18 protein-coding genes are annotated in these 14792 nt (G+C 61.5%); 11 read left to right on the top strand and 7 right to left on the bottom strand.

Annotation, left to right across the window (positions count from 1 at the left end):
* Window positions 1-38 precede the first annotated feature (38 nt).
* Genes V1475_RS05500 through V1475_RS05485 form a run of 4 tightly spaced genes read left to right on the top strand, consistent with a single transcriptional unit; the run spans window position 39 to window position 2279 of the window.
* Complete coding sequence (locus V1475_RS05500) at window positions 39-404, top strand: CidA/LrgA family protein (protein ID WP_479411945.1); 366 nt, start codon at window positions 39-41, stop codon at window positions 402-404.
* The gene (locus V1475_RS05495) at window positions 397-1113 is read left to right on the top strand and encodes an LrgB family protein (RefSeq protein WP_479411944.1); all 717 of its coding nucleotides are present in this window, start codon (window positions 397-399) and stop codon (window positions 1111-1113) included. Before V1475_RS05500 ends, V1475_RS05495 begins: the two co-directional genes overlap by 8 nt.
* A 12-nt stretch (window positions 1114-1125) precedes the next feature.
* Complete coding sequence (gene cobO, locus V1475_RS05490; RefSeq protein ID WP_479411943.1) at window positions 1126-1740, top strand: cob(I)yrinic acid a,c-diamide adenosyltransferase; 615 nt, start codon at window positions 1126-1128, stop codon at window positions 1738-1740.
* Window positions 1740-2279 carry an NADPH-dependent FMN reductase gene (locus tag V1475_RS05485; protein WP_479411942.1) on the top strand — a complete coding sequence of 180 codons (540 nt, stop codon included), beginning with the start codon at window positions 1740-1742 and terminating at the stop codon, window positions 2277-2279. The genes cobO and V1475_RS05485 overlap by 1 nt, the downstream gene beginning before the upstream one ends.
* Here V1475_RS05485 and V1475_RS05480 read toward each other — a convergent pair.
* Both V1475_RS05480 and V1475_RS05475 read right to left on the bottom strand, forming a co-directional pair.
* A complete protein-coding gene (locus V1475_RS05480) occupies window positions 2265-2657 on the bottom strand; it encodes a VOC family protein (RefSeq protein ID WP_479411941.1) in 393 nt (130 codons plus the stop codon). The two genes, V1475_RS05485 and V1475_RS05480, sit on opposite strands and share 15 nt — an antisense overlap.
* A complete protein-coding gene (locus tag V1475_RS05475) occupies window positions 2654-3694 on the bottom strand; it encodes an NAD(P)/FAD-dependent oxidoreductase (RefSeq protein WP_479411940.1) in 1041 nt (346 codons plus the stop codon). Before V1475_RS05475 ends, V1475_RS05480 begins: the two co-directional genes overlap by 4 nt.
* 76 nt (window positions 3695-3770) lie before the next feature.
* Between V1475_RS05475 and mnmC2 the strand changes: the two genes are divergently transcribed.
* Window positions 3771-4436 (top strand): tRNA (5-methylaminomethyl-2-thiouridine)(34)-methyltransferase MnmC2, encoded by a 666-nt coding sequence (gene mnmC2 / locus V1475_RS05470; RefSeq protein ID WP_479411939.1) that lies wholly within the window; start codon window positions 3771-3773, stop codon window positions 4434-4436.
* On the top strand, window positions 4433-5302 hold the full coding sequence (locus V1475_RS05465; protein WP_479411938.1) for a DMT family transporter: 870 nt from the start codon (window positions 4433-4435) through the stop codon (window positions 5300-5302). Before mnmC2 ends, V1475_RS05465 begins: the two co-directional genes overlap by 4 nt.
* On the opposite strand, the gene V1475_RS05460 is transcribed toward V1475_RS05465, so the two are convergent.
* Window positions 5299-7236: a lytic transglycosylase domain-containing protein gene (locus V1475_RS05460; RefSeq protein ID WP_479411937.1), complete on the bottom strand. Its 1938-nt coding sequence runs from the start codon at window positions 7234-7236 to the stop codon at window positions 5299-5301. The two genes, V1475_RS05465 and V1475_RS05460, sit on opposite strands and share 4 nt — an antisense overlap.
* 190 nt (window positions 7237-7426) lie before the next feature.
* Here V1475_RS05460 and dapA point away from each other — a divergent pair, with 190 nt between their 5' ends.
* Window positions 7427-8299: a 4-hydroxy-tetrahydrodipicolinate synthase gene (gene dapA / locus V1475_RS05455; RefSeq protein ID WP_479411936.1), complete on the top strand. Its 873-nt coding sequence runs from the start codon at window positions 7427-7429 to the stop codon at window positions 8297-8299.
* 48 nt (window positions 8300-8347) lie between these two features.
* On the opposite strand, the gene V1475_RS05450 is transcribed toward dapA, so the two are convergent.
* On the bottom strand, window positions 8348-8785 hold the full coding sequence (locus V1475_RS05450; protein ID WP_479411935.1) for an ion channel: 438 nt from the start codon (window positions 8783-8785) through the stop codon (window positions 8348-8350).
* Window positions 8786-8879: 94 nt separating this feature from the next.
* On the opposite strand from V1475_RS05450, the gene smpB reads away from it, so the two are divergent.
* From smpB to V1475_RS05430, 4 genes are all read left to right on the top strand, one after another.
* Entirely contained in the window at window positions 8880-9362 is a 483-nt protein-coding gene (gene smpB, locus V1475_RS05445) for an SsrA-binding protein SmpB (protein ID WP_434289449.1), read from the top strand.
* A gap of 125 nt (window positions 9363-9487) precedes the next feature.
* Entirely contained in the window at window positions 9488-10342 is an 855-nt protein-coding gene (gene sseA, locus V1475_RS05440) for a 3-mercaptopyruvate sulfurtransferase (RefSeq protein ID WP_479411934.1), read from the top strand.
* On the top strand, window positions 10342-11526 hold the full coding sequence (locus V1475_RS05435; RefSeq protein WP_479411933.1) for an amino acid aminotransferase: 1185 nt from the start codon (window positions 10342-10344) through the stop codon (window positions 11524-11526). Before sseA ends, V1475_RS05435 begins: the two co-directional genes overlap by 1 nt.
* Window positions 11527-11682: 156 nt before the next feature.
* Window positions 11683-12063, top strand: coding sequence for a rhodanese-like domain-containing protein (locus tag V1475_RS05430; protein ID WP_434289455.1), 381 nt, complete (start codon window positions 11683-11685; stop codon window positions 12061-12063).
* Window positions 12064-12116: 53 nt separating this feature from the next.
* On the opposite strand, the gene V1475_RS05425 is transcribed toward V1475_RS05430, so the two are convergent.
* From V1475_RS05425 to V1475_RS05415, 3 genes are all read right to left on the bottom strand, one after another.
* On the bottom strand, window positions 12117-12869 hold the full coding sequence (locus tag V1475_RS05425) for a lysozyme family protein (protein ID WP_479411932.1): 753 nt from the start codon (window positions 12867-12869) through the stop codon (window positions 12117-12119).
* A gap of 143 nt (window positions 12870-13012) precedes the next feature.
* Window positions 13013-14335: an ammonium transporter gene (locus V1475_RS05420; RefSeq protein ID WP_479411931.1), complete on the bottom strand. Its 1323-nt coding sequence runs from the start codon at window positions 14333-14335 to the stop codon at window positions 13013-13015.
* Between the two features lie 34 nt (window positions 14336-14369).
* Complete coding sequence (locus V1475_RS05415) at window positions 14370-14708, bottom strand: P-II family nitrogen regulator (RefSeq protein ID WP_434289460.1); 339 nt, start codon at window positions 14706-14708, stop codon at window positions 14370-14372.
* Window positions 14709-14792: the final 84 nt, after the last annotated feature.

Below are 14792 nucleotides of genomic sequence, written 5' to 3'. Positions count from 1 at the left end.
TGCCGCCGCGTCATCCGGCGCAGCAAAGAGGCACGCATATGATCCTGCATTTCGGCATTCTCCTCGGATTTCAGCTGATCGGCGAAATCCTGGCCCGCTCCTTTTCCCTGCCCCTGCCCGGTCCTGTCATTGGTATGATCCTTCTGGCGATCCTGCTTTTGACGCGGCCCCGTGTTGGACCCGCGATTGAGAAAACTGCAAGCGGGCTGCTGTCGCATCTCTCGCTTCTGTTCGTGCCTGCGGGCGTCGGCATCGTGCAATATCTCGATCAGATGTCGACCATCGGCCTGCCTCTGGCCGCCGCGATCGTGGGATCGACAGTGCTGTCCATCGCGGCGGGGGCGCTGACGTTCAAATTCGTCAATCAGGCGCGCGGATATAAGGACGAGGCCCATCATGACTGAGATTCTCGACATCTGGAGCTATCTCTCCACCAGCCCGCTTTTGTGGCTGACGCTCACGCTTCTGGCCTATCTGATCGGTCTCGGCGCGTTTAACCTGTCCGGCAACCGGCCGTTCGTGAACCCGGTGCTGATCTCGATGATCCTGTTGTCGACGCTTTTGGTGATGACCAAGACCAGCTACACGACCTATTTCGAAGGTGCGCAATTCGTTCACTTCCTGCTCGGCCCGGCCACCGTGGCACTCGCCGTGCCGCTTTGGAAGAACTGGGAACGGATCAAGAAAAGCGCCGTACCGATGCTTGCCGCTCTCGTCGCGGGCGGGCTGGTCGCGATGGTGTCGGCCACTTTGATTGGCTATGCCTGCGGCCTGCGCGGCGAAGTCTTGCTGTCGCTTGTGCCCAAGGCCGTGACGTCGCCGGTCGCCATCGGCGTGTCCGAGACCATCGGCGGGTTGTCGACCCTGACAGTAGCGCTCGTTCTGATCACCGGTGTGATCGGCGCTGTCGTCACGACACCCCTTCTCAACCTCATCGGAGTGCGCGACTATCGGGCACGCGGCTTTGCCACAGGTGTGGCCGCGCACGGCATCGGCACGGCGCGGGCGTTTCAGGTCGATGGCACGGCGGGTGCTTTCGCCGGGATCGGCATGGTGCTCAACGCGATTTTCACCTCGTTGATCGCACCGATCTTCGTACAACTGTTTTTCTGACCGGGAGGACGCATGTCAGACCAAAACGACCTTGACCGCCACGCCGCCAAGATGGCCAAGAAAAAGGCCGCCCGCGACAAGATCATGGCGACCAAGACCGATCAGAAAGGTCTGATCATCGTCCATACCGGCAAGGGCAAGGGCAAAAGCTCCGCCGCCTTCGGGATGATTTTCCGCTGTATCGCGCATCGGATGCCCTCTGCCGTGGTGCAGTTTATCAAGGGCGGGATGGATTGTGGCGAACGCGATCTGATCACCGAACATTTCTCCGACATTTGCCAGTTTTACACGATGGGCGAGGGCTTTACCTGGGAAACTCAGGACAAGGCCCGCGATACGGAAATGGCGAAGGCGGCGTGGGAGAAGGCGAAGGAGCTGATCCACGATCCGGAGAACCGGATGGTGTTGCTCGACGAGATCAACATCGCGCTGCGCTACGATTATCTCGACGTCGCGGAGGTTGTGGCGTTTCTCACCACGGAGAAGCCGCCCCTGACCCATGTCGTCCTGACCGGGCGGAATGCGAAAGACGAGATCATCGAGATCGCCGATCTGGTGACCGAGATGGAACTGGTGAAACACCCGTTCCGATCCGGCGTGAAGGCACAACAGGGGGTAGAATTCTGATGCTCAAACTTCTTGGCATCTCGGGCGCGCTGCGGGCCGCCTCGACCAATACGAAACTGATGCACGAAGCGGTGCGGCTCTTTGGGCCTTGCGAGTTCACCGAGGCCAACCTGCGGCTGCCGCTCTATGACGCCGATCTTGAGGCGGAGGGTATCCCGCCCGAAGTCATGACGCTCGCCGAGCAAATCCGCGATGCCGATGCGGTGGTAATATCGACGCCCGAGTACAACAAGATGATCCCCGGCCTTCTCAAGAACGCGCTCGACTGGATCAGCCGCACCGGTCTGAGCCCGTGGGACGGCAAGCCTCTGGCCATCATGTCCGCCGCCGCCGGGCGCGCGGGCGGAGAGCGGTCGCAATATAGCCTTCGCTGGGCGATGACCCCGTTCAACGCGCAGATTCTGCAAGCCCCGGAAGTGCTGGTGGCCGACAGTTCGCATGCCTTCGACGCTCAGGGGCGGTTGATCAATGAGCGCACCGAAGCCGGGCTTGAAAAGCTGATGACCAAGCTCAGGGACGCTGCCTCAAAGCCGGTTTGAGACCTCGATCAGATTGCCGTCCGGGTCGCGCAGATAGATCGACAAAAGCGGTCCGGTCGCGCCGGTGCGGCTGACCGGGCCTTCCTCGACGGAAATTCCTTTGTCCGACAGATGCCGCATCCAGTCGGCCACAGGCATATCCGTCAAAAAACACAGATCGCCCGAGCCCGCCTGCACATGGGCGGCTTTCGGTTCGAATTCCTGCCCGGCCTGATGCAAGTTGATCTTTTGTGCCCCAAAGCGCAGCGCATGGCGCGTTGTGCCGTCGGAAGGGTGGAATTTTTCCGGCTCCATGCCCAGCGCCTCGGTGTAAAACGCCACCGTCGCCGGGATGTCGGCCACGGTCAGCACGAGGTGATCGAGAGAGGTCACTTTCATAGACTCGCCTCCACGCGGAACTCTTCCGGAACAGCGTCGCGCCCCTCCAGCACGAGGTCAATCAAAACCTGTGCTGCAAGCGGCGCCATGCCATAGCCGATCTTGAACCCGCCATTGGCAATGAAATGCCCGGCCCGGTCGGGCCAGGCGCCCAGCATCGGCGCGCGGGATTTCGCGCGCGGGCGCACCCCGGCCCAGCGGCGAATTTCCGGCGCATCCCGGAGCGCAGGCACGGCGTCGCGCGCACGCGCCAGAAGCGCGTCGGCTTGATCGTCCGTGGCGTCTGGACTTTCGAAGTCGCGCTCCGATGTGGACCCGATCGCCGTGGTGCCGTCCGCATGCGGGATGACATGCAGGCTTTCGCCGTAAAGCTGCGGTGCTTCGGGAAGGGAGAGATCCAAAAGGATAGCCTGACCCTTGACGCCATTACCGACCTCTTTGCCGAACGCCTCATTGAGCGCGCGGAGCCCCCACCAGCCGGAGGCATGGATCACCGCGCCCTCTTCCGGGCCTTCGGTCACGACCTCGCCACCCAATGCCGTGATCGCGGCGGCCAATGCGGCACAGGCCCGCCACGGGTTGAGCCGCGCCGACAGCGTGTCGTGAATGAGAAAGCCCGTCGGGCTGATCGGCGCCCAATAGCCGGTCTCGCCCTGCGTCACCACACGCCACTCGGCCTTGCCCTGCCACAGCTCTTTTGCCTGATCTTCGCGCTCGCGGGCAAGCTGCAATTGGCGCTCGTCCTTGATGGCCTGCACCCGCCCCAGATTGCCGTAACCCGAAGAGACGCCCCCCGTCGCCTCGACCTCCGGCCAGTGGCTGCGCGCCATGATCAGGCTTTGGAACTGAAACTCTTTCTTGGCATTCCAGCGCTCCGGCGTATGCGGGGCGAGCGCCCCGACGATGCCGCCGGACGAGCCATGGCCGACCCCGTAAGGGTCGATTACCCGCACCTTCGCACCGCGTTTCGCGGCCTCGTAACCGCAGGACAGACCGAAGGCACCCGCGCCATAAATCGTGATTTCCGCTCTGCCCATCTGCGTTTTTACCCGTTGCAAGTGACCACGACCCAAAGCATGGTCTGCCAAAACCGATCCCCTCATAAGCCATCCCATGACCAACGACCAGACAGCCAGCATCGCATGGCGTGACGGGAAAATCCCTGTCTCCACACAGTTCGACGATCCCTATTTCTCGCTCGGCAACGGGCTTGAGGAAACGCGACATGTTTTCCTTGCCGGAAATGCCCTGCCCGCACGGCTTTGCGACGGGTTTCAGGTGGCCGAGCTGGGGTTCGGCACCGGGCTCAACATGTTGGCACTGGCGCTGATCTGGCAGGGGCCGGGCGTGGTGCGATTTACCTCGTTCGAGGCGTTTCCGATGACCGCCGCCGACATTGCCACGGCGCTTGAGGCTTTTCCCGAGGCCGCCGCGATTGCGAAACCGTTTTTAACGGCATGGGAGACAGGTGAGCGCCGGTTCCGGTTGGGGCAAATCGAGGTCGAGGTGAGAATCGGCGATGCGCGCGAGACCCTCGCCGATTGGGACGGTCAGGCAGATGCGTGGTTCCTCGACGGGTTTTCCCCCGCGAAGAACCCGGAGCTTTGGGGTGAAGAGCTGATGCGTGAGGTCGGACGGCACACGGCAAAGGGCGGCACGTTCGCGACCTATACGGCAGCAGGCCATGTGCGTCAGAAACTCACCGACGCGGGGTTCGCCGTCGAACGCACGCCTGGTTTTGGCCGCAAACGTCACATGAGCCAAGGGGCAAAACCATGACGAAACAGAACCCGGCGCTCGGCATCTGGCTGATGATCGCCGCGACTTTCATCTTTGCGATGCAGGACGGCATCTCCCGCCATCTCGCAGGGACGTATAACGTCTTTATGATCGTGATGATCCGCTATTGGGTCTTCGCGGGGTTTGTCCTGTTGCTCGCGGCCCGCAAGGGTCGGCTCGCCTCGGTGCTGCGCTCGGCACACCCGCGCCTGCAATTCTTTCGCGGTGCGCTTCTGGCCTTTGAAGTGCTGATCATGATCACCGCCTTCGTGCGCATGGGGCTGGTGGATGCGCCCGCGATTTTTGCCGCCTACCCGCTTTTGATCACCGCCCTGTCCGGGCCGGTGCTGGGTGAACATATCGGCTGGCGGCGGTGGGCCTCGGTCGCGGTCGGGTTCATCGGCGTGATGATCATCATCCAGCCGGGCAGCGGCGTGTTTTCCCTCAACGCGATTTTCCCCATCGCCGCCGCCTTTTGTTTCGCGCTTTACGGGTTGCTCAACCGCTATGTCGCCCGCTTCGACAGCGCAGATGTGACCTTTGTCTACACCGGGATCGCGGGTGCCGTGGTCACCACGCTGATCGGCGTCTGGTACTGGGAAGCGATGCTTCCGACGGACTGGCTCTGGATGGGGCTTTTGTGTGTGACCTCGATCTCGTCGCATTACCTGCTGATCAAGGCTTATGAGCTATCGGAAGCCTCCGCGATCCAGCCCTTTGCCTATCTGCAACTGCCGTTTTCCGCCGTGCTCGGGCTGTTCGTCTTTGGCGACGTGATCCGAAGCAATGTCGTGATCGGCGCGGCGATCGTGGTCGCCGCAGGCGTGTTCACCTTCCTGCGCGCCCGCAAGGTGCGGGGCGCTTAACGCGCCGCAAGCTCTTTCGACAGGTGGATCGGCCCGGTTTCTCCGTGCAGACGCGCGCGGTAGACCGGAAGGCTCTCGGCCACCCGCATGACGTAATTGCGGGTCTCGCGGAACGGCAGGTGTTCGATCCAATCGACCGGATCGACCTTGCCCGTGCGCGGATCGCCGTAGCGGGTGATCCAGTCGCGGGCGCGCGACGGCCCGGCGTTGTAGCCGACTGCGATGAGCATGACGTTGTTGCCAAACTCCTCTTCGAGCTGCGCCAGATAAGCGGAGCCGAGCCGCGCGTTGACGATCGGATCGAAGAGCTGACCGTCGGTATAGCCCTCGATCCCCAGCTTTTCCGCCATCGCGGCCCCGGTGCGCGGCATGAGCTGCATCAGACCGCGCGCACCGACGTGGCTCTGCGCCATGGGGTAGAATTCGCTTTCGCGCCGCGCGATGGCCATGGCGAGTTCCGGCTCGACCGGAAGATCGGCCTTCGCGAGCGCATGAAGCGGGTAATAGGCGCGATTGAGCACAATGCCCTGATCGGCGGCGAATTTCGCCACCAGAACCGCAAGGTAGGGATCGTGATCGAGCGCCAGATCGCCCAATTGCCCCAACTCCTGCGGCGAGAGGCTTTCGCCCAGATGACGCATGAAACGCGCGGATTGCGGCAAATCCCCGGCCTCTTCAAGCAACAATGCGGCCTTGAGCACAGAGGATCCCATGAAGGACGCCTGTTTGTAATCGGCAAAGCGCATCTCGCCGGTCAGGGCCGGATCGAGGGAGCGGCCGATTTTCTCCCCCGCGAGCAAACCGTAGAACGAGGTCTGGAACTGCGCGCCAAAAGCATAGGCGGCGGCGGCATCGTCCTTCGCCCCCATGGCTTCGAGCGCGCGCCCCTCCCAATAGCCTGCGCGGCCCAGAGAAATCGGCGTGCTCACCGCCATGCGGAAGCGGTTGAAATGATCGAGCGCCTTGCCCGGCTCCTTGAGATAGCGCAGCGCGACATAGCCCGCGAGCCATTCGAGATCGGCATAGTCGCTCTGGTCCGGGGTCAGCCCATGGCGGGCGGCGACCGTATAGGCGATCTGTGACTTGCCGTCGCGCATCATCTGGCGCGCAAGCATGCGGCGGCGGTCGCTCCAGACCTCGGGCTTGCCCAAGCCCTCGGGCGCCGACTGTTGCAGCAAGAGCGTCACCGCATCCTCGTTGCGCCCGCGACGCACCCGCCATTCGAACCGCGCGTGCGCCAAAACCGGGTGATCGGCGAGGCTCGTCGGCACGGCGGAAATCGCCTCGTCCACGCCCGCCTCGTCGCGCACCAGAACGGCGGTGGCGGCGATGAGTTTGTCCCAGCCCGCGGGCAGGTTCGGCACAAGCCGCTCCGCGTCCCGGAACCGATCCCGCCAGAGCAACATCTCGGCGCGCGCCACATGGGACGATTTCAGGATCGCCCCATAGCGCGCCAGAAGGACCTGTTCCTCCTCGGCTTTCAAGGCCAGCGTGTTCCAGACCAGTGCGGCTTCGGCCTGGGCGTCGGCGGACTGGCCAAGCGCCTCATAGGCCGCGATCAGACGCAGCGCACCCGCGCCGGTTTGCGGCGGATAGGCCGTGAGATAGTCGATCACGCTGCGCGGGTCGGCATCGGTCGGGATCACCGCCTCCCCCTTTTCCGCCAGAAGCGGCAGACCCGGCCAATCCGCATGGCTTTTCAGAAAATCGCGATACTCGGCGAATGTGCCACGCCCCATACGCAGGTATTGCCAGTCGATGATGTCGCGCCCGATCCCGCGGGCTTCCTCACGCGCCAGTCGCCAATCGCCCTCCGCCCATGCCGCATTGGCCCGCGTCAGCGCATCCGATTCGGGAGAGGCGGTGGCGGACATTGCAGAAAATGCTGCGAATACAAATGCATAAGCCGTCTTCATGGCGGTCTTCTTGATCATGATCGGATCTGGGCCTTCGGGGTATCTTGTGGGGACTGCTCGGTTTTTCCCAAGGATGTACGCGCGCGCGCAGGACAGCAACACAGATTCTTGTGAACCGGCGCGAAGGCGGCTAGTTTCCGCCGGAACTTTCACGGGCGACTCAGGGCGCGAATGACCTGAGACCCTCACTGCGAAAAAGGAGCGTACGATGTTCAAAGGATCCATTCCTGCACTGGTGACGCCGTTCAAGAACGGCGAGCTGGATGTCGCGACGCTCAAACGCTTGGTCGAGTGGCATATCGCCGAAGGCTCATCGGGCATCGTGCCCGTCGGCACCACGGGCGAGTCTCCGACGCTCAGCCATGCCGAGCACCAGCAGGTGATCGAAATCGTGGTCGAGACCGCCGCGGGCCGCGTGCCGGTCATTGCGGGCGCCGGATCGAACAACACGGCCGAGGGGCTGAACCTGATCCGCCATGCCGCAAAAGTCGGTGCCGACGCCGCCCTCGTGGTGACGCCCTATTACAACAAGCCGACGCAAAAAGGCCTGATCGCGCATTTCACCGCGATGCACGACGCCGCCGACCTGCCGATCGTGATCTACAACATTCCGGGCCGTTCGGTGATCGACATGACCACCGCGACCATGGCCGAGCTTGCGAAACTGCCGCGCATCGTCGGCGTCAAGGATGCCACCGGCGATCTGTCCCGCGTGCCGAAAACCCGCATCGCCTGCGGGCCTGATTTCTGTCAGCTCTCCGGCGAGGATGCCACGGCGCTTGGGTTCAACGCCCATGGCGGTGTCGGCTGTATCTCCGTGACCGCCAACGTCGCGCCGAAGCTTTGTGCCGAGATGCAGGCCGCCACGCAGGCGGGCGATTACGCGAAAGCGCTCGAAATCACCGACAAGCTGATGCCGCTGCACCTCGCGATCTTCCTTGAACCCGGTGTGTGCGGCGCGAAATACGCAATGTCGCTTCTGGGACTGTGCTCCGACGAGGTGCGCCTGCCGCTGACGCCGCTGTCGGACGAGACCAAAGCCGCGATCAAATCGGCGATGGAACACGCCGGGCTGCTCTGAACATCACTGTTTTCGGATTGGAAAGGGGCCCTTTGCGGCCCCTTTTCGTTACATATGTCGGCTTTCGATTTGGGTGCGTCGGACATGGCGCAGCACTTCCATCAGAAGCGCGGTCATCATGCCAATGTTCAAAAGCCCGTTGGTCGCGGCAAAGCCACTGAGAAGACGCCATTTTTCCGGCAAGAGCAAATCGCCGAACCCCAGTGTCGTGAAGGATTCGAGAGAGAAATAAAGCGCCTCCTCGAAATGCACGAACAGCCCCAACAGACGAAACGCAACCGCCCAGATCCACACCCCCGCCGTGATCATCCACAACACGGCCATCACCGCGCCGAAGAGCACGAGCGCCAATTTCGGACGGTGCGGTTCGCGGATCAGCCAGTTGTGCGCCCGTTGCAGCACCAGTTCGAGCATCAGAAAACCCAAAGCGGCCACGAAGACCGACAGGAGGATAAGGCCGCTTCCGACAAGGATTTGGAGAAACATAAGGGCTCCGGTCATATTTCGTCGTGTTTTGCCAGATTTCCTCCCGCCGGAACAGTGGACAGATGGCCGCCGAACGCCTATCTGACGTTCCACTATGGCCAAGAAAAAACAGACCCCGGAAGAAAAGAACTACAAGGTGATCGCCGAGAACCGGCGCGCGCGCTACGACTATGCCATCGAGGATGACATAGAATGCGGCATCATACTCACCGGCTCCGAGGTCAAATCTCTGCGCACCGGGCAATCCAATATCGCCGAAAGCTATGCCTCGGTCGATAATGGCGAGCTCTGGCTGACCAACGCCTATATCGCCCCCTATGAACAGGCGATGTTCCCGCATGAAGAGCGCCGCAAGCGCAAGTTACTGGTGTCTCGGCGCGAGTTGGCCCGGCTTTGGCAGGCCACCGGGCGTCAGGGCATGACGCTTGTGCCACTGGTGATGTATTTCAACCATCGCGGCAAGGTGAAGATCAAACTCGGCATCGCCAAGGGCAAAAAGAACGTCGACAAGCGCGAAACCGAGGCGAAACGCGACTGGGGCCGTCAAAAGCAACGGCTCTTGCGCCACGGCGACTGAGCGCTTTTCACCTCCGCACGACATTTTGTGTCCCGGCAAGCCACCTGTGCCCCTCGCATCGCTTGCACCCGCAAGCCGGTAACGTTAAGGCAGGAACGACTGTCTTCAGGACCGAAAGAGGTCACATGCCCGAGAGCGATCCGAAAACACTGGTGTCCACCGCCTGGCTTGCCGACAACCTCAAGGCGCCAGAGCTCAGGCTGATCGATGCCAGCTGGTACATGCCCGCCGACAAGCGCGATTGTCGCGCCGAATACGAGCGCGAACACATTCCCGGTGCGCGGTTTGTCGATATTGACGAGGTGGCCGATCTGCGCTCCAATCTGCCGCATATGTTGCCGCCTGTTGAGAAATTCATGTCCCGCATGCGCGCGCTCGGCATCGGCGACGGGCATCAGGTTGTGGTCTATGACACCTCCGGGATTTTCTCCGCGCCGCGCGTCTGGTGGATGTTCAAATATTTCGGACAGGACAATGTCGCCGTTCTGGACGGCGGTCTGCCGAAATGGAAATCCGAAGGCCGCCCGCTCACCGACATCCCGCCTGTGATCCGCGACCGGCACATGGTGGTCGAAACCCGGCCCGAGCTGGTCCGCGATGTGACGCAGGTGGCCGCCTCTTCAAAACTCGGCGATTACGTCATTATCGACGCGCGCTCTGCCGGTCGGTTCAAAGGCGAAGAGCCGGAACCGCGTCCCGGGCTTGCCTCCGGCCATATCCCGAATTCCCGCAACGTGCCGTTTCCCGAGGTTCTGAATCCCGATGGCACATTGAAATCCAATGAGGCGCTGCGCCGTATTTTCGAAAACGCGGGCGTCGATCTGAGCAAACCGGCGATCACCACCTGCGGGTCGGGGGCGAGCGCCGCGATTTTGGGCCTCGCGCTCACCCGTCTTGGCGTACCTTTCTCGCTTTACGACGGATCCTGGGCGGAATGGGGCATGTATGGCGACCTGAAAGTCGCAACTGGAGAGGCGTAATGCTGAGCACTCTGAAACCGCAACCGGCGGATAAAATCCTTCAACTGATGCAGTTCTACCGCGAAGATCCGCGCGAGACCAAGATCGACCTTGGCGTCGGCGTCTACAAGGACGCGACCGGCCATACGCCGATCATGCGCGCAATCAAGGCGGCTGAGAAAAAGCTCTGGGACGAGGAAACCACCAAGAGCTACACCGCGCTCTCTGGCGATCCGGCCTTTGGCGCGGCGATGAAGACCATGGTTCTGGGCGACTCGGTCGACCATGCCCGCGTGGGTGCGATTGCGACGCCGGGCGGCACCGGTGCCGTGCGTCAGGCGCTTGAACTTGCCAAGCTCGTCGATCCGGAGACCACCGTCTGGACCTCGAACCCGACCTGGCCGAACCACGTGTCGATCATCAAGTTCATGCATCTGAACCACGCCGAATACGCCTATTTCGACGAGGCCTCCTGCACCGTCGACTTCGATGCGATGATGGAGAGCCTCAAGGCGCTGAAAGCGGGTGATGTGGTGTTGCTGCATGGCTGCTGTCACAACCCGACGGGCGCGAACCTGACGCTGGAGCAATACGGTCTCGTGGCCGATCTAATCGCCGAGAAAGGCGCGACCGCGCTTGTCGACATCGCCTATCAGGGCTTTGGCGACGGGCTTGAGGACGATGCGGCGGCGACCCGTCTGCTGGCCTCCAAACTGCCGGAACTTCTGGTGGCATCCTCGTGCTCGAAAAACTTCGGCATCTACCGCGAGCGCACCGGCTGCCTGATGGCGATCTCCGAGAAGGCCGAGCAGACCGCCGTGACCCAAGGCACGCTCAACTTCCTCAACCGCCAGAACTATTCCTTCCCGCCGGATCACGGCGCACGTCTGGTGACGATGATCCTGAATGACGAGGCGCTCAAGGCCGACTGGATGGCGGAACTCGAAGAGGTGCGTCTTGGCATGCTGGGCCTGCGCCAACAGCTCGCCGATGAGCTGAAACGCCTGACCAACAGCGACCGGTTCGATTTCATCGCCCGTCACCGCGGCATGTTCTCCCGCATCGGCGCCTCCCCTGAGGAAGTGCTCACGATGCGCGAGGAATTTGGCATCTATATGGTCGGCGATTCGCGAATGAACATTGCCGGTCTCAATGCCGAGACCGTGCCGCTTCTGGCCGAGGCGATTGCCAAGACCTGCAAGTGAACATATGCAAAATTTCGAGATTGAAAGCGCGCTTCGGCGCGCTTTTTTCGTGGTTTCCATGCTAGATTTAAAATGTCGCATCGCGTCACGATAAGATGACTCTTACATGCATCAATACGCATATATCCACATCGGACGAATACAAAAGGAAACGCCATGAAAACTGAAACCGTAGACGGGCTGAATTTCGAAACCTGGACCGTTGACGAGGTCGCCGAAGCCTTTGAGGCGAATGAAATTGCCCTGATCGACGTGCGCACTCCGCAGGAATACGCATTCGAACATATCCCGGGCGCGCTGCTTTTGCCGCTGTCCTTCTTTTCTGCCGAAAAACTGCCGTCTCAGGAAGGCAAGCGCATCATCTTCCATTGCGGCTCCGGCGTCCGGTCCGGCAAGGTCGCCATGGCCTGTGCCGCCGCAGGCATCAGCCCGGTCGGCCATATGGAAGGCGGTTTTGGCGCATGGAAGGCGGCGGGCAAAGGCTACACCGGCACCGACATGGCAACCGGTGCGCCGAAAAAGGTTCCGGCCCAGTAAGCGCCTCCTCCCCTGTCATTCAGACGAGCGCTCTTCGGGGCGCTCGTTTTCGTTTATCCGGGAAAGACCTCCGCCATGGCGCGGTCGAACTCGGCCCATGTGATGGTTGCTTTGTTGCCGGCGTAGCCATGGTAATGCGACTTGCCCGAGGCGGTCGGTAGACCGGCCCAGATTTTCGCCAGATTGTTCATGAAACTGTGCCGCGTGATTTGCCCCGCGCGCAGTTCATAGACACCGGCATCGGCCAGCAGGATGTCCGCCAACCGGTCCTGAACCGCGGGGGTAAAGATCACCTCCGGCCCGAGATCAAGCTCGGTGACGAGTGCTGCAAGCGTCGAGGGGATGAATTGATAATAGCCGATGGCATGAGGCTGGCCGGGTGTGGCGTCGATCCATGCGAAAATCTCGCCCAGCGTCATCTGCGTCGGTTTCTTCGCAGGCCTGCGCGTCGCCCCATGCTGCACCGCATCGTAGCCGTCACGCGGGCTTTCCGCCCGACCGATCAGCGCCCGGATGCGCAGGATATCCGCAGACGCATGGGCAAGTCCCCTGATCCTCGCACGTGCCTCCGGACGCGGCGGCAGCGGCTCGAAGAAACTGCCCTCGACCCGTCCGGCAAACAGGCTCGGACCGAAACTTTCGGCACCGCTCAAGGGCGTGGACAGCGGTTGCGGCAGATTGACCACCAAAGGCTGCCGATCCAGATCCCAAGCCTGCCCGCTGGGCCGCAAAAGCGACACAGGTTCGGCCAGAAGCGAGAGCGGCCAGAGCAGGATCATCAACAAAACGCAGGTCTTGCGCAGCATCGGGGCCTCGACGTTTGAGAGGGTCGAAGACAGGTCTAGGCCAGCATGGTTGAGAAAAGGTTAGGACGAAGCTGTCGCCCCGAAAGAAACAAAAAACCCGGGCGCTTGTGACGCCCGGGTCGGTTTTCAGACTGAGGAAGGGATCAGCCTTTGTAGAATTCCGGATAGGCTTCCATGCCGAGCTCCGCTTTGTCGAGACCCATGATCTCTTCTTCTTCGGAGACGCGGATGCCCATGACCATTTTCAGGATGAACCAGACGATGGCGGAGACCACGAAGGTGAAGACACCGACGATCACGATAGAAATCAGCTGACCGCCGAGGGTCGCATCGGGGTTGGTGAAGACCACGGCGATGGTGCCGTAGATACCGCAGAAGAGGTGAACCGGGATGGCGCCGACGACGTCGTCGATTTTCAGCTTGTCCAAGAGCGGAACCGCGAAGACAACAATGACACCACCGAAGGCACCAATCAGGGTTGCAGCACCGAGACCCGGGGTCAGCGGTTCGGCGGTGATGGACACGAGGCCAGCAAGTGCACCGTTGAGGACCATGGTCAGGTCGACTTTGCCGTAAATCAGCTGGGTCACGATCATCGCGGCAATCGCACCACCGGCAGCAGCGGTGTTGGTGTTCGCCATGATGCGGGAGATGTCAGCCACGTTGCCAGCGGTGTCCATGTAGAGCTGGGAACCACCGTTGAAGCCGAACCAGCCGAGCCACAGGATGAACGTACCCAGAGCAGCGAGCGGCAGGTTGGAGCCCGGGAAAGCCGTGACTTTGCCGTCTTTGTATTTGCCGATACGCGGGCCGAGGATGAGAGCGCCGGCCAGAGCAGCCCAGCCACCCACGGAGTGCACAACGGTGGAACCGGCGAAGTCGAGGAAACCGTAGTTTGCATCGAGGAAGCCGCCGCCCCATTTCCAGGACGCTTCGATCGGGTAGATGAAGCCAGTCAGGAACACGGTGAAGATCAGGAAGGGCCAGAGTTTGATGCGCTCAGCCAGCGTACCGGACACGATGGACGCGGTGGTGGCACAGAACATCAGCTGGAAGAAGAAATCCGAACCCACGGAGGCATAGGTCAGATCGGTGTCAGCGGAGCCGCCGACCGGCTCAAGCCCGGTCATGGAGAAGGCGCCGAGCACGTTGGTGATGGACCAGGCATCGCCCGGGTACATCAGGTTGTAACCAACGATATAGTACATCACACCGGCAATCGCGAAGAGCGCGATGTTTTTGGTGAGCTGCATGGCAACGTTTTTGGAGCGGACGAGGCCCGCTTCGAGCATCGAGAAGCCCGCGCCCATAAACATCACGAGGAAGCCCGTGACGAGGAACATAAAGGTGGTGAAGATATAGCCGATTTCTTCGTTCGGCGGGGTCACGTCCGCGTCTTGCGCGAAACCCACGGCAGGGAGCGCGATCAGCGCAGCCGCGAGCGGGAGATATTTGGTGAGTTTCATGTGTCTCAAGTCCCTTTCGTTTCGGGTAGCGCGATCAGATCGCGTCGTCGTTGGTCTCGCCGGTACGGACGCGCGTCGCGCCTTCCACGTCGAGGACAAAAATCTTGCCGTCGCCGATCTTGTCGGTCTTGGCGGTGCTGGCGATGGTTTCAACGACCTGATCGGCCATCGCATCGGCGACAACGATCTCGAGCTTCACCTTCGGCACGAAGTTCACGGCATATTCTGCACCGCGGTAGATTTCGGTGTGACCGGATTGCGAGCCAAAACCCTTGATCTCCGTCACCATCATGCCGCGCACACCGATACCGGTGAGTGCTTCGCGGACTTCTTCAAGCTTGAACGGCTTGATTGCAGCAATAATGAGTTTCACGTTTTTCCCCTTCCGTTTGAGCGGGCGGCGTCCGAAAGACAGCCACGGGGTCAGCAAAACGATGTTAAGAGTTGCTTCACAAGG

This window comes from Celeribacter sp. SCSIO 80838 (genome assembly GCF_056498065.1).
This window is presented reverse-complemented; position numbering and strand designations above follow the sequence as displayed.